We start from the raw sequence: 19,186 nt of genomic DNA on the forward strand, positions 1-19,186 counted from the left end.
GAAAGAGGTGGCGGGGTCAGGCAGCGCGCCTGGCGAAGGCCCGCAATGTCCGGACCAGGGTGGTGGGCGCGTAGGGCTTCGGGATGAAGCGCGCGCCCTCGGGCATGTCGTGCGGACCGGGCGTGCCCATGCCGGAGACGACGAGGACGGGGATCGTCGGCCAGCGATGGGCGACGAGGCGGGCCAGCGCGAACCCGTCCATGGAGCCCTGCGGCATGTCCACGTCGGTCATCATCAGGTCGATCTCCTCGTTGCGTTCGAGGATGGTGAGCGCCTTGTCGGCCTGCGGCGCTTCGAGGACGCGGAACCCCGCATCGACCAGGGTATCGGCCGCCTCCATCAGGAGGAGGCCGTCGTCTTCCACCAGGAGGATGACCGGGGGCTCGCCGGAAGTCTCGAAAGGATCATGCGTCATGCAATGCGAACGATCTCGATGGGGGATTGGTTCGCGGGGTAGTCCCGACGCCGCCGAGGGTCAACCCGGGGGCGTCGGGCCGGGGTCGCGCACAGGCCTGCCAGCAAAATCAAGCGCTTAACGCCGCGTCGAGATCCTCGATCAGGTCGGCCGGGTCCTCGATGCCGATGGAGAGGCGCACCACTTCCGGCCCGGCCCCGGCCGCGGATTTCTGCGCGTCGGTGAGCTGGCGGTGGGTGGTGGAGGCCGGGTGGATCACCAGCGAGCGGGTGTCGCCGATATTCGCCACATGGGAGAACAGCTGGAGATTGGCCACCAGCTTCACGCCGGCCTCGTAGCCGCCCTTGAGGCCGATGGTGAAGACCGAGCCGGAGCCGAGCGGCGTGTAGCGCCGGGCGAGCTGGTGATACTTGTCGGTCTCCAGCCCCGGATAGCTCACCCACTCCACCGCCGGATGGGCGTTGAGATGGGTGGCGACCTCGAGCGCGTTGTCGCAATGGCGCTGCATCCGCAGGGGCAGGGTCTCGATGCCGTTGAGGATGAGGAAGGCGTTGAACGGCGAGAGCGCCGGGCCGAGATCGCGCAGGCCCAGCACCCGGATGGCGATGGCGAAGCCGAAATTGCCGAAGGTCTCGGACAGGACCATGCCGGAATATTCGGGGCGCGGCTGCGACAGCATCGGGTAGCGGTCGTCGCCGGCCCAGGGGAAAGTGCCGCCGTCGACCACGAGGCCGCCGATGGAATTGCCGTGGCCGCCGAGGAACTTGGTGGCCGAATGCACGACGATGTCGGCCCCGTGCTCGAAGGGGCGGATCAGGTACGGCGTCGCCATGGTGTTGTCGACGATGAGCGGGATCTTGTGGCGCCGGGCGATCACCGACAGGGCGGCGATGTCGGTGATCACCCCGCCCGGATTGGCGATGGATTCACAGAAGATCGCCTTGGTGCGCGGGGTGATGGCCCGCTCGAACGAATCCGGGTCGTCCGTATCGGCCCAGACCACGTTCCAGCCGAAACTCTTGTAGGAATGGTTGAACTGGTTGATCGAGCCGCCATAGAGCTTGTTGGCCGCGATGAACTCGTCGCCCGGCTGCATCAGCGCGTGCATGGTGAGGAACTCGGCCGCGTGGCCCGAGGCCACCGCCACGGCGGCGGTGCCGCCCTCCAGCGCCGCGATGCGCTCTTCCAGCACCGCGTTGGTGGGGTTGGTGATGCGCGAATAGATGTTGCCGAAGGCCTGCAGCCCGAACAGCGAGGCGGCGTGGTCCACGTCGTCGAACACGAAGGACGTGGTCTGGTAGATCGGCGTGGCCCGCGCACCCGTGGTGGCATCGGGAGCGGCGCCGGCATGGATCGCCAGCGTGTTGAAGCCTGGGATACGGTCGGTCATCACTTACTCCGGGGGCCGGCGGGCACGCACTGGACATCGTTCTAGCGCCTGTGCCGGGCCAGACGGAAGAGGAGCCGCGCCCTCGTTCCGCTTAAACGAACAGAAGTTCTTTATGGCGGACGATGCGCGCGGGTCAAGGGTGGGTGGTGACGTGCGGGTGGAGGGCGCCTCTCCCCGCCGGGCGGGGAGAGGGACGCGTCTCCCCCTCGTCGGGGAGCGCGTCGAGGCGGCAGCCGAGGGTGAGGGGGTGCGTCCGGAAGAGCACCACTCGGCGATACCCCCTCACCCTCGCTCCGGCTTCGCCTGCGCTCATCGCGGACACAACGAGGTGTCCACGATCCTCTCCCCGCCCGGCGGGGAGAGGGGGGCACCCCCTCGGCACGATCCTGCACGAATTCGCATGGCACTCGGCCCCGCCTGCGGTTATAGCGCCGCACATGCTTCAGCCTGCTCCGCCCCCTCCCGTTCCCGCCGCGCGGATCCTCATCGCCAGCTTCGTCGGCACGGCGATCGAGTTCTACGATTTCTACGTCTACGCCACGGCCGCCGCCCTGGTGATCGGGCCGATCTTCTTCTCGGCCGACGATCCCTCGGTGCAAACGCTGGCGGCCTTCGCCACCTTCTCCATCGCCTTCATCGCGCGGCCGCTGGGGGCGGCGTTCTTCGGGCATTTCGGCGATCGGGTCGGGCGCAAGGCGACGCTGGTGGCTTCGCTGATGATCATGGGCCTCTCCACAGTGCTCATCGGCTGCCTGCCGACCTATGCCACCGCCGGGTGGTGGGCGCCCTTCGCGCTCTGCGTGCTGCGCTTCGGCCAGGGCATCGGCTTTGGCGGCGAATGGGGCGGCGCGGCCCTGCTGGCGGTGGAGAACGCCCCGCCGGGGCGACGCGCCCTCTACGGCATCTTCCCGCAGCTCGGCGCGCCGGTGGGCTTCATCACCGCCAATCTGGGCTTCCTTGGCCTCGCCCTCGCTCTGACCCCGGCCGATTTCCAGGCCTGGGGCTGGCGCATCCCGTTCCTCGCCTCCGCCGTGCTCGTCGGCGTCGGGCTCTATGTCCGCCTGAAGCTCACCGAGACCCCGGTCTTCAAGGCCGCCATGGAGAAGGCCCCGCCCGAGCGCGTGCCGCTGGCCACCATCTTCACGAAATACATCAAGGCGACCCTGCTCGGCACCTTCGCCATGGTGGCCTGCTACGCGGTGTTCTACCTCTCCACCGTCTTTGCCCTGAGCTACGGCGTCTCGAAACTCGGCTTCGACCGGCCGACCTTCCTGCTGTTCGAATGCGTCGCCGTGCTGTTTATGGCCCTCGGCATCCCGCTCTCGGGCTGGGCCGCCGACCGCTACGGCCGCCGCCCCGTCCTCCTCACCGGCCTCGCCTTCACCGCCTCGCTCGGCCTGCTGCTCGGCCCGATGCTGGGGAGCGGGCAGGGCGGCCTGGTGCTGGGCTTCCTGTGTCTGGGCCTCTTCGCCATGGGCTGGCTGTTCGGCCCCATGGGCGCCCTGCTGCCCGAACTCTTCCCCACCCGCGTCCGCTACACCGGCGCCTCGGTGACCTACAACCTCGCCGGCATCCTGGGCGCTTCCGCCGCGCCGTATCTGGCGCAGCGGCTGAGTGACTGGGGCGGGATCGGTTGGGTTGGGCTTTATTTAGCTGTGGCGGCTGGGGTTAGCTTTGTGGCTGTGGCGCTGATGGAGGAGACGGGGAAGAATAGCATTTAAATCTCCCGAATAACTAAATCATCCTTTCAATCCTTGATATCAAGGGACCATCGTAGGTCATGTCTAAGTCAATTTCTAATACGCTTTCGATTCTACCGTCGATATATTTTCTTTTTAAATCAACGGTAGCCCTAGATATTGCTGAATTTTTCCCGAGTTTTTTCGTATACCGTTGACTTAGAACATACTTATCACCAAAGGCTGGATCAGTGAAAATATTTCTTAGCAAAGCAATATCTTCAGAGTTCAAGGTACTGTAACTTATTGCTATCCTAATAATAATAGCCAGATAAATTGTTCGAATTGGCAGATTGATTGACCGGCCAACGCGTCGCATTTGTTGGGATATAACGCTCCAAATGGAGCCATGTTTTGCATCAAAATTGCATATATCGCGAGCGGTTACCCATAATCGACCATAATTTACGAGTTCACCAACGAGTTGGCGGTCAGAAATTTCCTCACTAACTATAACTCGCTCAATCCGATAAATATCTAATTCTTTTTGATACCAATCATTATTAGTTCGCCATGCTTGCCTATCCAATATCTCGCCACTAATTTCGATAAAAAACTCTTTCCCACCATTACTAATTCGCACGTCAGAACTAGGGTTCTTCAGCGAGAACCCCGGCTTATTCAAATGCCACCCACTCTGCTCCAATAGTATACGGACAGCGGCCTTATAAGATTCGTCAGCATTGGCAGTTCTATGCCTAGGATCAATTAATACTCCCCCATCGAAGCTTCTTGCTAAGGATACCGGAACATCAAAATATGATGTTTCAAGCGATGCGAATAAACGATGGGGTAATTTACCATCGGCTTCTTGCCCCGAGCCTATTATTGTCAGCCCATCACAGCCGCCAAGACCTGAGCGAGTAACACTATTGAGTATTTGACACCAAGCATCAGATATTGGATCTTGACCTACTCCTTTAGCTCGAAAGAAAATCGATACTCCATATTCATAAGCTTGTTTGTAAAATTTATTCCAGTTATTTATAATCAACGCAACTAAATCAATCATTGGGCCTGACATTGTTGGCATAACACCAAATTTTGACAATGCTGGCATGGGAACTAAAACAAGAGGTCCAATTAAGAATTTTGCAAATTTGTACTCATATTTGTCAAGAAACCTATATCCTCCACTATAAGCGGCTAGGATAATCGTCTTAGAGTCAAAATCTTCCTTAATAAGTCCTATCGAGTCTAATTTTCTTACAGACTCGATTATGACGATTTTTGCTCCCTCAAATGACTTAGAAACTTCTCGAAACGCCTGCTCTTCATCTTGATTAAATACGACTGCTCCTTTCAGCTTGCGCAACCCTAAAAGTGATGGCCCGCCTTGATAACGCAGATTTTTTAATAATATTATTGCAGAAGCCGATTTGATTGCATAAGAAATATTGTGCGGACAGGGAATCAGGTTCCCAGATTTGTCTATAATATTATCCCATTTTGTATTAGAATCGCTCTTTACTTTATTTATATCAAGATGCGTAAAGCACATTCCACGCAAATCCTGACCGCGTATATCAGCATCATCCATCACCGTGCCTATGAACAAGGTGGCGGGATCTTCGCCTGCTATTTCAGCAAGCAATCGAAGCTCCATTGTAGATGAAAACAATATCTTCTCAATATTATAAAACAATCCTTTCCTCATCAACTAAGATACCTCTGATATGATTGCACAAATCGTGATTTCTGCGAAAGGATCACTTAGTTCGCCATGCAGTAAACCAGACTCGAACAATCGGGTTCGTATGACAGCTTGTGCTGCAAGAATTTTATTCTGATTAAAATGGTGTTCTAATAAATTTCCCCAGGTACCGCCATTTTTATACATAATATCTCTGATCTCAAAGTCTTCTCGTCGGCATCTGATTTCGACTCTTATGCTTGGCTCAATTCCCTTCTCCCGATCTGCTCGAGTATCCTCAATCTTCATTCGAGGCTCTCTAGTCGCATTCCATGGCTTTCCGTTCAGAATATTCTCTGCAGCCGGCTCGATACGCCAAGCATAATGCTCATCTCGCGTCCGAAATTGAGTTGCCGTCATCGCATAGGCTTTTTCCAGGATCTTTATCGTTTTCAGCCTTAAAGCTTCAGATGATATCTCAACACCCGCTTTTACTGAAGCATTTAGCTGATTCGCTCCCGCGTCAGCATTTGCACTTAACCCAATATTTCCCTTGTTTTTGGAAGTGAGCACCTTTTCTGTTTTTACTTTTACGTCTTTATCTTCGCGCCGGACAGTTGCCACCTGTACCTTTGCAGGTTCATTAGGGGGAACAACGACAACGATTTGCGCCTGTTTCAGGGATAAGCGAAATCTAACGTTTGAATCCGAGTCTTCACCAATCCTTCCTTCCGAGAATGTAACGTCAACATGCAAATCTGACGCTTTTCGAGATTTAGTAAAACCCTTATGCCAGGCATCAAGACTAACGACTTCATTAAGCGCTCTTTTCCGGTTATCTAAATTCATTGTTATTTCCTCCACGCCTAGAAAATATGAAATGCAAAAACAATATTTACTGGCATTCTTGTTGACTACCCCCGCTCAATCGTCAGCCTTTGCAACCCCTTACCCCCCAAAAGCGGCCGCTTCGAACTCAAGATCCGCGAATTCACTCCGGTCCAGCCGATCTCACCCGAGATCCGCCCGTACTCGATCTTGGGGCAGCGGTTCATCACCACGGTGAGGCCCGCCGCCTCGGCGCGGGCGGCGGCGTCATCGTCGCGGACGCCGAGCTGCATCCAGACGATCTTCGGCAGCACCGGCAAGGCGAGGGCCTCGTCCACGAGGCCACCGGCCGCGTCGGAGTTCCGAAAAATCTCGACCATGTCGACGGGGCCGGGGAGGTCGGCGAGGCGGGCGGCGACGGGCTTGCCCAGCAGCATCTGCCCGGCGAGGCCGGGATTGACCGGGATCACGTCGTAGCCCCGCGACAGCAGGTATTTCAGCACGATCCAGCTCGGCCGGGCCGGATTCGCGGACGCGCCCACGAGGGCGATGGTCTTCGTCTCCGTGAGGAGCCGGCGGATCAGCGCATCGGGATAGCGGTCGTGGCGCGAGGTGTCGGGCTGGGCAGCGTCGGGCTGGGTCATCGGAACTCTTGAAAACGAAGCCCGAGACTTGTCCGCCATCGCGGCGCATGCTGCAAGGCGGGTCATGACGACTGCCATGAGCCTTTCCGAGACCATCGCCTTTCTGGAGCGGGACTTCCCGCAGATGAACCATGACGGGCCGGCCTTCCACCTCGAATCGGTGGGTCCGCTCTCCGCGCGGATGCGGCTCGACCATCACGAGCGCTTCCTGCGCCCCGGCGGCACGATCTCCGGCCCGGCCATGATGGCGCTGGCCGATTACGCCCTCTACGCGGCGATCCTCGCCAATATCGGCCCGGTGGGCCTCGCGGTGACGACGAACCTCTCCTTCAACTTCCTGCGCAAGCCCGGCCCCACCGGCCTCGTCGCCGAGGCCACGCTCCTCAAGCTCGGCAAGCGCCTCGCGGTGGGGGAGGCACGCCTCTTCGCCACCGGCTCCGACGACCTCGTCTGCCACGCCACGGGGACGTACTCGATCCCGCCGGAGCGGTGAGCACGTGACCCTCCGCCGGTCCGGCGTAAGCATTCCCTCTCCCCGCTCGCGGGGAGAGGGACGCGACGCCCCCGTCGTCGGCGCGTCGAGGCGGCAGCCGAGGGTGAGGGGGCGGTTCCGGGGGAGCCTCGTCCGGCGACGCCCCCTCACCCTCGCTCCGCTCATCACAGGCACGACAGGGTGCCTGTGATCCTCTCCCCGCACGCGGGGAGAGGGGGAAGCGCACATCCTGATAAGTAGAAAGCCCATCGACGCTGGCGGTCCGCGCGAAATCCTCGCCCGCCGTGAGCATCCCCTCTCCCTCCCCGCGTGCGGGGAGAGGGGGGGGCCGGATAGCCCAGCCCCCGACAGTCAAGCTTCCTCACGTTTCAGCCGATCTGGCTGACCGATGGCGACGTGCCCATTCTCGAACCCGCCGAAGCACCCGGCCATTCCCACCCATCCACCTCATCCTGAGGCGCCGCAGCGCAGCGGAGGCCTCGAAGGAGGGGTCCAGATCACGCAAGATGGCTGGAGGGCTCCTTCGAGGCGCGCTGGCGCGGGCGCCTCAGGATGAGGTCGCGGGTGGGAGGGGAGCGCGAAGGATGCGGTATCCTGATACCTCAACCCCGAAATGCTTCGTTTCCTTGAGGTTTTTGCCGATTTCCCTCATCGGAAATGCCTTGACGACTCACCCGTGGCCCCGTATTGCAGCCTCCAACGCCGCTGCGTGTCTCACGTGGCGGCGCATCGTTTTGCAAGACATCATACGGAACGCCACGGGATGAAGACCTTTTCTCTGAAGCCCGCCGACGTCGACAAGAAGTGGATCATCGTCGATGCGGAGGGTCTGGTCGTCGGCCGGCTCGCCACCATCATCGCGATGCGCCTGCGTGGAAAGCACAAGCCTTCCTACACGCCCCACGTCGATTGCGGCGACAACGTCATCGTCATCAACGCCGAGAAGGTGAAGTTCACCGGCCGCAAGCGCGAGCAGAAGGTGTATTACCACCACACCGGCTACCCGGGCGGCATCAAGGAGCGGACCGCGAAGTTCATCCTCGACGGCCGGTTCCCCGAGCGCGTGGTCGAGAAGGCCGTGGAGCGCATGCTCCCCCGTGGACCGCTGTTCCGCCAGATCATGGGCAACCTCCGGGTCTACAAGGGCACCGAGCATCCCCACACCGCCCAGCAGCCGCAGGCGCTCGACGTCGGCAGCCTCAACCGCAAGAACGTGAGCGCTTGATCATGGCGACCCTCCAGTCCCTCTCCGACCTGAACCGCGCCAACGTCGAAGATCCCGAGAACGCGGCTCCCGTCCACGTTCAGAAGCTCGACGCCCAAGGCCGCGCCTATGCCACCGGCAAGCGCAAGGACGCGGTCGCCCGCGTCTGGATCAAGCCCGGCAACGGCACCGTGGTGGTCAACGGCCGCACGGTCGAGACCTACTTCGCCCGCCCCGTGCTGCGCATGATCCTGCGCCAGCCGCTCACCATCGCCAACCGCGTCGACCAGTACGACATCACGGTCACGGTGCATGGCGGCGGTCTCTCCGGCCAGGCCGGCGCCGTCCGTCACGGCCTGTCCAAGGCGCTCACCTATTACGAGCCGGAACTCCGCGCGCCCCTGAAGCGCGAAGGCTTCCTGACCCGCGACAGCCGCGTGGTCGAGCGCAAGAAGTACGGCCGCAAGAAGGCTCGCCGCAGCTTCCAGTTCTCGAAGCGCTGAGCGTTTCGGTTCTCTCGAGTTTTGGAAAGGGCGGCCTCGTGCCGCCCTTTTCGTTTGTCGCGACACAGTCCGAAGGTCACTCGATGCCCAACGTCTTCCGGCGCGTTCACGCCCCCGTCGTCACCGCGGTCACGCTCTGCCTGTCGAAGGCCGGCGGCGAGGTGAAGGGCGAAGTGAAGCTCGCCGACGGACGCCAGTTCAGCACCACCGGCGTGCTTCCCATCGCCCAGGCCTTCGGCATCGCCGTCCACGTGGCCAACGAGGGCGGCATGGAAATCGTGGTCATCGATCCGCAGAGCGCATGGAAGCCGAGCTGGGGAACGCTCGAGGGTTAGAGATTCGCGCGAAGACCCGTCGCGTACCGGTCGAAAGGGGGGGCCGATTCCGCTCGGAAGCCGTCGCCATTCCGGTGGAATCGCCCTAGTTTCGGGGCATGAGCCAGCCGACGACCCCCTCCTTCGACCCCCGCCCCACCCGCGCCGAACCCGATGACGACCCCCATCTCTGGCTCGAAGAGGTCGAGGGTGCGGAGGCCGTCGCCTGGGTCGAGGTGCGCAATGCCGAGACGCTGGCCCGCTTCACCGACCCTGTCATGGAGCGCGACCGCGAGGCGGTGAAGGCCATCCTCGACCGGCCTGACAAGATCCCCCTCGTGTCACGGCGCGGCCAGCTCCTCTACAACGTCTGGCGCGATGCCGAGCATCCCCTCGGCCTGTGGCGGCGCACCGACGAAGCCTCCTACCGCGCCGGCTCCCCCGCCTGGGAAACCCTCCTCGACATCGACGCCCTGGCAAAAACCGAAGGCGTGGATTGGGTTTGGGGCGGCGCGACGCTCATCCCCGGCACCCATGACCGCGCCCTGCTGAAGCTGAGCCGGGGAGGGGGCGACGCCACCATCCTGCGCGAGTTCGACCTGCCGACGCTCAGCTTCGTCGCCGACGGTTTCACCCTGCCCGAAGCGAAAGGCGGGGCCGATTGGCTCGACCGCGACACGCTGATCCTGTCCAGCGCCCTCGGCGAGGGCATGGCCACCCGCTCCGGCTATTCGCGCACGGTCCGGCTCTGGACGCGCGGCCAGGACCCGCTCGCGGCCACCATCCTGTTCGAGACCGCGCCCGAGAATATGGGCCTGTGGGGCGAGGTCGACCACGCCGCGCCCTCCGAGCGCGTGGTGTTCATGGAGCGCACCGGCTTCTTCGACGGCATCCTGCATATCGGCGACCGAACTGGGCCGACCCACCGCATCGATGCCCCCACCGACGCCGAAATCTCCCTCCACGGCGACCATCTCGTCATCCGGACCCGCTCGGACTGGAGCATCGGCGGCGCGCTCCACGTGCCCGATACGGTCCTAGCCATCGGCCTACCGGCCTTCCTCGATGGGGATCGCGCCTTCACCGTGTTGTGGACGCCCTCCGACCGCAGGGCGCTGCAGAACGTGTCCTGGGCCGGACCGCGCCTCATAGTCGATGCCCTGGACGATCTGCGCCCGTCCTACAGCGTGTTCGAACCGGAGGAGGGCGGCTGGAACCGCCTCGGCCTTCCGGGCCTGCCGGAGATCGGCAGCGTGTCCGTCTGGCCCTTCGATTCCGAGCCGAGCGAGTCGGACGGGTCTCTGCTCGCGATGGTTCAAGATCCGCTGACGCCGCCGACGCTGCTGTCGATCCCCGGCGATCTCTCGGCTCCCACCATCCTGCGCACGACGCCATCGGCCTTCGACACCAAGGGGTTGACGGTCACCCGCCACGAGGCCGTCTCGGTGGACGGCGAGCGTATCCCCTACGTCCAGGTCGGCCCCGCCGAGGCGAGCGGTGACACGCCCGTGCATCTGTCAGCCTATGGCGGCTTCCAGATCTCGCTGCTTCCCACCTACCAGGCCGTGCTCGGCAAACTCTGGCTGGAGAAGGGCGGCATCGGCGTCGTCGCCAACATCCGGGGCGGCGGCGAGTTCGGCACCCGCTGGCATCAGGCCGGCCGGCGCGAGGGCAAGGCGCTGGCGCATGACGATTTCGCGGCGGTGGCGGCGGATCTCGTGGCGCGCGGCATCACGAAACCCCAGCGCATCGCCGCGCAGGGCGGCTCGAATGGCGGCCTCCTCATCGCCAACATGCTGACCCGCTACCCCGAGCACTTCGGCGCCCTGTTCTGCACGATCCCGCTCATCGACATGCGGCGCTATTCGAAACTCCTGGCGGGCGCGAGCTGGATCGCCGAGTACGGCGACCCCGATGTGGAGGCGGATTGGAGCTTCCTCGGCGCCATCTCGGCCTATCACACGGTTGAAGCGGGCCAGCCCTATCCCCCGATCCTCATCGCCACCACACGACGGGACGACCGCGTCCATCCGGGGCATGCCCGCAAGATGGCGGAGAAGCTGCGCCATCTCGGCTACGACCCGGCCTTCTTCGAGCCGGCGGCCGGCGGCCACGGCTATGGCAAGGACAATTCCGAGACGGCCGCTTTCCTCGCCCTCGGCATGGGATTCCTCCGGCAGTCCATCGGCTGGGTTCCGGAGGAGGGCTGACCGGTCAGGCGTCGCGTCGGCGCATCCCGTCGCGGATCACATAAGCGCCACCGGCCGCCGCCATGATGGCGAGCGCATACCAAGTCAGCGCGTAAACGAGGTGGTTGTCGCTGAAGGCGACCACGGTGAGCCCGCCCACGGGATACCCGCCGGGATTGGGCTCCGCATCGGCATCGATGAAGTAAGGCGCGGTCGAGCCGAGGCCACGCGAAGCGGCGATGGCCGCCACATCGCGCGAGTACCAGCGATCGGCAGCGGGGTCGTTGCGGCGGAGGAAACCGCCACCGGGCTCGGACAATCGCAGCAGACCAGTGACGCGGCCCTCACCCGCCCGCCGACCGATCTCGCGGGTCGCGGGATCGCGCATCTGCGCCGGAACGAAGCCGCGATTGACAAGGATGGTGGAACCATCGGCCCCCACCAGCGGCGTCATCACCCAGAAACCGCCGCCGAGTTCCGTGACCGCCTGGACCAGGGTCTCCCGGTCATATGCGAAGGTCCCGGTGGCGACGACGCGCTTGTAGGCGTCTGTCCCGACATCAAGCGCGGGCCAGGCAGCGCGCCCTGGCGCGGGGACCGGATCGGCTTGGATCCTCGCGTCGACCCGGGCGATCAGGTCGTGCTTCCACGCGCGGCGCTGCACCTGCCATGTCCCGAGTGCCGCGAAAGCCACTACGGCCACGAGTGTCAGGACGCCGATCGCGGCAAGCGTCGGCGTCGCGCGTTGCGAGGACCTCCCCGTATTCATCGGGGCGGGTCGGCACAAAAGCCATGGCCCCGCCGCGGATTTCGCATCCGGGACAGGGCCATGGGCTTCCGGTGTCGCATCGTCTGTCTAGCGAACAGGATACCGTTCCGGGGCGATGCGCTAATGGTGCTGATGGAGGCTGGTCGGCGTCATCGGCATCATGTTGGTGTTCAGATGATACATCACCCAGACGGAGCCCGTGAGCGTGATCACCACGAGCGTCAGGGTGAAGATCAGCGCAAGGATCGTCCACCCACCCTCGGACTTGGTGTTCATGTGGAGGAAGTAGACCATGTGGACCACGATCTGCACCACGCCGAACCCCATGATGACAAGGCCCGTGAGGCGGGGGTTTCCAAGCACATCGCCCATCACCAGCCAGAACGGAATGGCGGTGAGGATGACGGAGAGCACGAAGCCGGTGACGTAGCCCTTGAAGGAGCCATGACCGCTCTGGTCGCCGTGGCCCTTCACGTCCTCTTCATGGTCAGCGGCATGGGCGGACTGGCTGGCGGCGCTCATTGCAGCACTCCCATGAGGTAGACGAAGGTGAAGACGCCGATCCAGATGACGTCGAGGAAGTGCCAGAACATCGACAGGCACTGAAGGCGCCGCCGGTTCTCCGGGATCAGGCCCTTCCGTTCGGTCTGAACCATCAGGACGATGAGCCAGACGAGGCCGAGGGTCACGTGCAGGCCGTGGGTGCCTACCAGCGTGAAGAACGACGACAGGAAGGCGCTACGCTGGGGTCCGGCGCCCTCATGGATGAGGTGGGCGAACTCGTAGAGTTCGAGTCCAATGAAGGCGAGGCCGAACAGGCCGGTCACGCCGAGCCAAAGCTGCATCCGCCGTTGTTCGCCCTTGGCCATCTCCAGCATGGCAAAGCCATAGGTGATGGAGGAGAACAGCAGCATCGAGGTGTTCAGCGCCACCAGCGGCAGGTCGAACAGGTCCTTCGGGGACGGACCTGCCGCATAGTTGCGACCGAGAACGGCGTATGTGGCAAACAGGGCCGCGAAGATGAGGCAATCGCTCATCAGGTAGATCCAGAAGCCGAGCATGGTGCCGCCTTCGGGATGGTGATCCTCCTCCATGTAGAAGGAGGGTGCCTCGCCGTCCTTGGCGAGGGTGGGGGAATGCGACGCCATGGTTCTCAGACCCGACCTTCGAGCATCCGCGTACGTTCAGTCTCGGTACCGATGACGGCGTCGGCCGAGATGTAGAAGTCGCGGTTGTAGTTGAACGTGTGACCGATGGCGACGACGGCCATGGCGATGAAGGTCAGCGCCGCAAGCCACCAGATGTACCAGATCATACCGAACGAGAAGCCGATGCTGAGGATACCCAGGATCATGCCCGTACCGGTGTTCTTTGGCATGTGGATCGGACGAAAGCCCTTGAGCGGTCGCGCATAGCCGCGACGCTTCATGTCCGACCACGCATCGTGGTCGTGGATCACCGGCGTGAAGGCGAAGTTGTAGTCCGGCGGCGGGGAGGAGGTCGACCATTCGAGGGTCCGGCCGCCCCACGGATCGCCGGTGTGGTCACGCAATGCTTCGCGCCGCATGAAGCTCACCACGAGCTGGATGATGAAGGAGAGGATGCCGAGGGCGATCAGACCGGCGCCGAAGGCGGCGATGATGAACCAGATCTGCAGCGACGGGTCGTCGAAATGCTGGACGCGGCGGGTCACGCCCATCAGGCCGAGGACGTAGAGCGGCATAAAGGCGAAGTAGAAGCCCGAGAGCCAGAACCAGAACGACATCTTCCCCCAGAACGGGTCGAGCCGGAAGCCGAAGGCCTTCGGGAACCAGTAGGTGATGCCGGCCAGCATGCCGAACAGCACGCCGCCGATGATGACGTTGTGGAAGTGGGCGATGAGGAACAGGCTGTTGTGCAGCACGAAATCGGCCGGGGGCACGGCGAGCAGAACGCCGGTCATGCCGCCGATCGTAAAGGTCACCATGAAGCCGATGGCCCAGAGCATCGGCTCCTCGAAGCGGATGCGGCCCTTGTACATGGTGAAGAGCCAGTTGAAGAGCTTCGCCCCCGTCGGGATCGAGATGATCATCGTCGTGATGCCGAAGAACGAATTCACGGAGGCGCCCGATCCCATCGTGAAGAAGTGGTGCAGCCAGACGAGGTAGGACAGGATCGTGATGACCACGGTGGCGTAGACCATGGACGCGTAGCCGAAGAGCCGCTTGCCGGAGAAGGTCGAGACGATCTCCGAGAAGACGCCGAAGGCCGGCAGGATCAGGATGTAGACCTCCGGGTGACCCCAGATCCAGATGAGGTTCACGTACATCATCGGGTTGCCGCCGAGGTCGTTCGAGAAGAAGTGCGTGCCCACGTAGCGGTCGAGGGAGAGCAGCGCGAGAACGGCCGTGAGGATCGGGAATGCGGCGACGATGAGGATGTTCGTACAGAGGGCGGTCCAGGTGAAGATCGGCATCTTCATCATCGTCATGCCGGGGGCACGCATCTTCACGATGGTGGCGATCAGGTTGATCCCCGAGAGCAGGGTGCCGATACCGGCGATCTGGAGACCCCAGATGTAATAGTCGACGCCCACGCCCGGGCTGCCGGCAGGGCCGGAGAGCGGGGGATAGGCGAGCCATCCAGTGCGGGCGAACTCGCCGACGAACAGCGAGGCCATGATCGTCGCGGCACCGCTGACGGTCATCCAGAAGCTGAAATTGTTGAGGAACGGGAACGACACGTCGCGCGCGCCGATCTGCAGCGGCACGACGAAGTTCATCAGGCCGGTGACCAGGGGCATCGCCACGAAGAAGATCATGATCACGCCATGGGCAGTGAAGATCTGGTCGTAATGATGCGGCGGCAGATAGCCTTCGTTGGCACCGAACGCCATGGCCTGTTGCGAACGCATGAGGAGCGCATCGGAGAAGCCGCGAAGCAGCATCACCAGGGCGAGCACCACATACATGATGCCGATCTTCTTGTGGTCGACGGAGGTGAACCAGTCGCGCCACAGCGGACCCCACCAGCGCATGTAGGTGATGAGGCCCAGAAGCCCGACGCCACCGATGGCGACGCCGATGAAGGTCACGAGCAGGATCGGCTCGTGATATGGGATGGCTTCGAGAGTCAGGCGCCCGAAGACGAGCTTCTGAAGATCGAGATTGGCAAACATGGGATCGCTTCGTTCCCGGTTGTCGGCGAGGGGACGTACCGATCGACTCGGTACCCGTCTCTCATGGGTTCAATTTAGTGGTGCCGTCGCCGTGACGCGCCTGTCCCGAAGGCCGCGCGTCATCGCGTCGGCCTAGCGGTTCAATTGCGCCGGGGCAGGGTCGCTTTGCTTCGTGTCCGGCCCGGAATGGTCGTGGTGGTGGTCATGCCCCTTGGCGGGGTCGACCTCTTGGGTACGCGGCTTCTTCTCGGAGGCAGGGAACGTCGCACCCTGCGCCTCCTCGCCGCGGACGGCATGACGGTTGTCGTAGCGGAGCCGCTCTTGGTTGGCGTGGCTTTCCTTGCCGGCGCCGCCCTTTGAATCGATGCTCATCATCTCGCCCATGCACATCTTACCGTCGATCACACACATGTTGAGGATCGCGTTGTAGAGGCCTGGCGCGACGGAGGAGTAGTAGCTCACCGGCTCACGCTCGCTCGGCTTTTCCAGCGCGATGAAGGCGTCGCGGGTGAGCTCCTTACCTTCGGCTTTCGCCTTGGCCACCCATTGGTCGAACCCTTCCTGGGTTACGCCGTGGAACTTGAAGTTCATCCGCGAGAAGCCCTCGCCGCTGTAATTGGCCGAGAAGCCTTCGTAGACGCCCGCCTTGTTGATGACGGCGTGCAACTTCGTCTCCATGCCGGCCATGGCGTAGATCTGCCCCGCCAGCGCCGGGATGAAGAACGAGTTCATCATGGAGGCCGAGGTGATCTTGAAGTTGATCGGCACATCCACCGGTGCCGCGAGCTCGTTCACCGTGGCGATGCCGAGATCGGGGTAGAAGAACAGCCATTTCCAGTCGAGGGCCACGACCTCCACGGTCAACGGCTTCACATCCGGCGAGAGGGGCCGCGAGGCGTCGATGCGGCTGAGGGGCCGGTAGGGATCGAGCGTATGCGTGCTGATCCAAGTCAGCGCGCCAAGGGCGATGATGATCACGAGCGGGGCGGACCAGATCAGCACCTCGAGCTGCGTCGAGTGGTGCCAGTCCGGATCGTACTCGGCTTCGGTGTTCGACTGACGGTAGCGCCAGGCGAAGAAGAGCGTGAATGCGATCACGGGTAAGATGATCAGCAGCATCAGCCCCGTCGAGGCAACGATCAGGTCACGCTGCCGCGTGGCGATGTCGCCCGCGGGTTGCATGACGACCATGTTGCAGCCCGACAGAAGGGCCACGAGAGGCAGGATAGCGAGAGCGCGCAAGGATCTGGATGACATCCGGCCGGCTGCAGTGAGACGTCCGTGGACGGAACGTCGGGAGGAAACATCTGGTTTACGAGAAGCGGCGGTTCGGACCGGACCGCTTACCGCGACACCGGTTCGATACGGGCTTCTCCTGCGCAGTGCAAAGGCGCCCTGGCAAGGGCCTGCGGCTTCAATCAGCCGGGCGTTTAGAGCATAGCTGATTTCTCTGACGAGAGGCAGTAAGAAGGGGAGCATCAATCGCGGACAATATGCCATAGCGATCCGCGAAACGTTCCGTTGCATCGCTTTGCCGCAGTGCAACAAGCCTTCATAATCGGAACACAGGGGCGCGCCAAGTGCGGCGTGTCCTCCCACCCTTCAAGCAGCGAATGTGGCCGTCCATGAGCCAAGATTACGCGTTGCAGACCCCGCCGCATCTGAGCACAGGTGCCCGGGCCGGCGCTACCGAACCCGAAGTCGCCCCCGGCGACATTGCCGTCGGCGTCCTCATCGGCCGGACGTCGGAGTTCTTCGACTTCTTCGTCTTCGGCATCGCCTCGGTATTGATCTTCCCGAAGGTCTTCTTCCCGTTCGTGCCGGCGCTGGATGGGACGCTCTACGCGTTCGCTCTCTTCGCCCTCGCCTTCGTCGCGCGGCCCATCGGTTCGGTGATCTTCATGGAGATCGACCGGCGGCACGGGCGGGGTGTGAAGCTGACCATCGCCCTGTTCCTGCTCGGCGGCTCTACGGTGTCGATCGCCTTTCTGCCGACCTATCACAGCATCGGCATGGCCTCGATCTGGCTGCTCGCTGCCTTTCGGATAGGGCAGGGGCTCGCCCTCGGGGGAGCCTGGGACGGCCTTGCTTCGCTCCTGTCGATCAAGGCACCCAGCGATCGCAAGGGCTGGTACGCGATGATCCCGCAGCTTGGAGCGCCCATCGGCTTCGGGCTCGCCAGTGCCTTATTCTCGTTCTTCCTCGCCAATCTGACCATGGACGACTTCCTCGATTGGGGCTGGCGGTATCCGTTCTACGTTGCCTTTGCGGTGAACGTGGTCGCCCTCTTCGCCCGGCTTCGCCTCGTCGCGACGGAGGAGTTCACTCAGCTGCTAGAGACCCGTGAACTCGCCCCGACCCCGGTCTGGGAGATGATTCGCGCACAGGGCCGGACCGTCCTCATCGGCGCTTTCGTGCCGCTGGCGAGTTTCGCGCTGTTCCACCTCGTCAGCATCTTCCCGATCAGCTGGATCACCTTGTTCACGAAACGCTCGGCCGGCGAGTTCCTGCTGGTGCAGTTCGTCGGGTCCATCGTCTTTGCTGGCGCGATCGTGATCTCAGGAATCGTGGCGGATCAGGTGGGCCGGCGCAGACTGGTGGGAATCGCAGCGAGCCTCATCGGCCTGTTCAGCCTCGCCAGCATCCTCGCGCCCCTGCTGTTTGGTGATAGCGAGACCGGTCAGACGATCTACGTCCTCGTCGGCTTCGGTCTGCTCGGCCTCTCCTACGGCCAGACCTCCGGATCGGTGACCGAGAATCTCGGGACGCGCTACCGCTATACCGGCGCTGCGCTTACCTCGGACCTCGCATGGCTGATCGGAGCCGGCTTCGCGCCGCTCGTGGCACTCAGCCTGTCGAGCCGGTTCGGCCTGGCCTGGGTCGGCGTCTATCTCCTGTCCGGCGCGGTCGCGACCCTGAGCGCGCTCGTCATCAACCGGAAGGTCGCTGCTTACTGATTCCTGGGTAAGAGGCTCTATGAAGAAAGGCCCGCATGCCATCATGCGGGCCTTTCTCGTTCCAGCTCGTCGCTCAGCGGATGGCGGCGCAGGCGGCAGCGGACGGACCGAGTGCGAGATCTCCCTTACGCGGATTATTGAGGGCAAAAGCGCCGGCATCCTCACGCGGGAAGAAGCTCGGACCAAGCTCACGCTCAAAGAAGCCATTGCCGACCTGGTAGAAGCAGCGGTCCTTCACGGCGGTCACAGCGAAACTTCGTCGAAGGACCGGTTGTCCGACGGGCTCGCCACCACGCGGCACTCCGCCACAATAGCCCGAGACATCAACAGGGGCCGGTCCATCGAGCCTGATCGATCTGGAGGTGCCGGGGCGAACCGTCACGGTGGGACTACCCTCCTGGCCCACCACCAGGGTGAATGTGGACCGGTTGGTGACCTGTCGCAGGCACGATGCTTCGGCCGTACCCACGCCAGTCGCCAGAACCGTGAAAGATGCGAGACCTGCGAAAACGAGCGTCGCGCGGATAGGCATAGCGTAGCCTTTCGAGTTTCAGAATTGCGGAAGGGCGGCGATACGGATGTGCTGGTCAGATTAGCGATTGATCCCGCCCGGGCCGCCCGAGGTCCCGCCGGTGCCCGGCAGGGCCCCGGTTCCGGGCGGGCCGCCGATGCCGGTGCCGACGCCCGCGCCGGACGACGTGCCCGTTGCCACGCCCGCACCACCGACGGGAGCCTGGCTGGCACGAGATTTTTCCGTAGATCCGTTGGCTGGTACTGCCGCGCGCGACGGCGCTTGGCTGCGTCCACCCTCCGGTGTCATAGCCTCACCGCGGCTCGACGGAACGGTACCGATACCGGCCGGCGCTTCGATGATCTGCGCGACGACGGCTCCCGTCGGAGACAGGGCGAGACATAGGCTGAGAACGACGGGTCTGGCGATCATCTAGGCAA

Annotated in this window: 18 protein-coding genes; 7 read left to right on the plus strand and 11 right to left on the minus strand. The window is 62.6% G+C overall.

Going from position 1 to position 19,186, the window contains the following annotated elements; genetic code table 11:
* Positions 1 to 16 precede the first annotated feature (16 nt).
* Both A3OM_RS0105825 and A3OM_RS0105830 read right to left on the minus strand, forming a co-directional pair.
* Entirely contained in the window at positions 17 to 415 is a 399-nt protein-coding gene (locus tag A3OM_RS0105825; protein ID WP_018042792.1) for a response regulator, read from the minus strand.
* Positions 416 to 524: 109 nt separating this feature from the next.
* Positions 525 to 1,805 carry an O-acetylhomoserine aminocarboxypropyltransferase gene (locus A3OM_RS0105830; RefSeq protein WP_018042793.1) on the minus strand — a complete coding sequence of 427 codons (1,281 nt, stop codon included), beginning with the start codon at positions 1,803 to 1,805 and terminating at the stop codon, positions 525 to 527.
* Positions 1,806 to 2,242: 437 nt separating this feature from the next.
* Between A3OM_RS0105830 and A3OM_RS0105835 the strand changes: the two genes are divergently transcribed.
* Positions 2,243 to 3,526 carry an MFS transporter gene (locus tag A3OM_RS0105835; protein ID WP_018042794.1) on the plus strand — a complete coding sequence of 428 codons (1,284 nt, stop codon included), beginning with the start codon at positions 2,243 to 2,245 and terminating at the stop codon, positions 3,524 to 3,526.
* 13 nt (positions 3,527 to 3,539) lie between these two features.
* On the opposite strand, the gene A3OM_RS25705 is transcribed toward A3OM_RS0105835, so the two are convergent.
* The 3 genes from A3OM_RS25705 to A3OM_RS0105840 form a co-directional block, all read right to left on the minus strand.
* Complete coding sequence (locus A3OM_RS25705; RefSeq protein WP_157196437.1) at positions 3,540 to 5,201, minus strand: hypothetical protein; 1,662 nt, start codon at positions 5,199 to 5,201, stop codon at positions 3,540 to 3,542.
* A gap of 3 nt (positions 5,202 to 5,204) precedes the next feature.
* Complete coding sequence (locus A3OM_RS25710) at positions 5,205 to 6,026, minus strand: hypothetical protein (RefSeq protein WP_157196438.1); 822 nt, start codon at positions 6,024 to 6,026, stop codon at positions 5,205 to 5,207.
* Positions 6,027 to 6,091: 65 nt separating this feature from the next.
* Positions 6,092 to 6,649 carry a CoA-binding protein gene (locus A3OM_RS0105840; protein ID WP_018042795.1) on the minus strand — a complete coding sequence of 186 codons (558 nt, stop codon included), beginning with the start codon at positions 6,647 to 6,649 and terminating at the stop codon, positions 6,092 to 6,094.
* Positions 6,650 to 6,725: 76 nt separating this feature from the next.
* Between A3OM_RS0105840 and A3OM_RS0105845 the strand changes: the two genes are divergently transcribed.
* The 5 genes from A3OM_RS0105845 (at position 6,726) to A3OM_RS0105865 (ending at position 11,373) form a co-directional block, all read left to right on the plus strand.
* Positions 6,726 to 7,142: a PaaI family thioesterase gene (locus A3OM_RS0105845; RefSeq protein ID WP_018042796.1), complete on the plus strand. Its 417-nt coding sequence runs from the start codon at positions 6,726 to 6,728 to the stop codon at positions 7,140 to 7,142.
* Positions 7,143 to 7,905: 763 nt separating this feature from the next.
* Entirely contained in the window at positions 7,906 to 8,367 is a 462-nt protein-coding gene (rplM, locus tag A3OM_RS0105850; RefSeq protein ID WP_018042797.1) for a 50S ribosomal protein L13, read from the plus strand.
* Positions 8,368 to 8,369: 2 nt separating this feature from the next.
* A complete protein-coding gene (gene rpsI / locus A3OM_RS0105855; protein WP_026175762.1) occupies positions 8,370 to 8,849 on the plus strand; it encodes a 30S ribosomal protein S9 in 480 nt (159 codons plus the stop codon).
* Positions 8,850 to 8,932: 83 nt separating this feature from the next.
* Complete coding sequence (locus A3OM_RS0105860) at positions 8,933 to 9,184, plus strand: hypothetical protein (protein WP_018042799.1); 252 nt, start codon at positions 8,933 to 8,935, stop codon at positions 9,182 to 9,184.
* A 98-nt stretch (positions 9,185 to 9,282) separates the two neighbouring features.
* Positions 9,283 to 11,373 (plus strand): prolyl oligopeptidase family serine peptidase, encoded by a 2,091-nt coding sequence (locus A3OM_RS0105865; protein ID WP_018042800.1) that lies wholly within the window; start codon positions 9,283 to 9,285, stop codon positions 11,371 to 11,373.
* A gap of 4 nt (positions 11,374 to 11,377) precedes the next feature.
* On the opposite strand, the gene A3OM_RS0105870 is transcribed toward A3OM_RS0105865, so the two are convergent.
* The 5 genes from A3OM_RS0105870 to cyoA all read right to left on the minus strand — a co-directional run bounded on the left by A3OM_RS0105870 (position 11,378) and on the right by cyoA (position 16,535).
* Positions 11,378 to 12,121: an SURF1 family protein gene (locus tag A3OM_RS0105870; protein WP_018042801.1), complete on the minus strand. Its 744-nt coding sequence runs from the start codon at positions 12,119 to 12,121 to the stop codon at positions 11,378 to 11,380.
* A 120-nt stretch (positions 12,122 to 12,241) separates the two neighbouring features.
* Positions 12,242 to 12,643 (minus strand): cytochrome o ubiquinol oxidase subunit IV, encoded by a 402-nt coding sequence (gene cyoD, locus A3OM_RS0105875; RefSeq protein ID WP_018042802.1) that lies wholly within the window; start codon positions 12,641 to 12,643, stop codon positions 12,242 to 12,244.
* Positions 12,640 to 13,269, minus strand: coding sequence for a cytochrome o ubiquinol oxidase subunit III (gene cyoC, locus A3OM_RS0105880; protein WP_018042803.1), 630 nt, complete (start codon positions 13,267 to 13,269; stop codon positions 12,640 to 12,642). The genes cyoD and cyoC overlap by 4 nt, the downstream gene beginning before the upstream one ends.
* 5 nt (positions 13,270 to 13,274) lie before the next feature.
* A complete protein-coding gene (gene cyoB / locus A3OM_RS0105885) occupies positions 13,275 to 15,278 on the minus strand; it encodes a cytochrome o ubiquinol oxidase subunit I (RefSeq protein WP_018042804.1) in 2,004 nt (667 codons plus the stop codon).
* A gap of 132 nt (positions 15,279 to 15,410) precedes the next feature.
* A complete protein-coding gene (gene cyoA / locus A3OM_RS0105890; protein WP_026175763.1) occupies positions 15,411 to 16,535 on the minus strand; it encodes a ubiquinol oxidase subunit II in 1,125 nt (374 codons plus the stop codon).
* 368 nt (positions 16,536 to 16,903) lie between these two features.
* Between cyoA and A3OM_RS0105895 the strand changes: the two genes are divergently transcribed.
* Positions 16,904 to 18,235 (plus strand): MFS transporter, encoded by a 1,332-nt coding sequence (locus A3OM_RS0105895; protein ID WP_018042806.1) that lies wholly within the window; start codon positions 16,904 to 16,906, stop codon positions 18,233 to 18,235.
* Positions 18,236 to 18,308: 73 nt separating this feature from the next.
* On the opposite strand, the gene A3OM_RS25715 is transcribed toward A3OM_RS0105895, so the two are convergent.
* Entirely contained in the window at positions 18,309 to 18,482 is a 174-nt protein-coding gene (locus A3OM_RS25715; protein WP_018042807.1) for a hypothetical protein, read from the minus strand.
* Positions 18,483 to 19,186 lie beyond the last annotated feature (704 nt).

Origin of the sequence: Methylobacterium sp. 88A (assembly GCF_000376345.1) — a bacterium.
GTDB lineage: Bacteria > Pseudomonadota > Alphaproteobacteria > Rhizobiales > Beijerinckiaceae > Methylobacterium > Methylobacterium bullatum.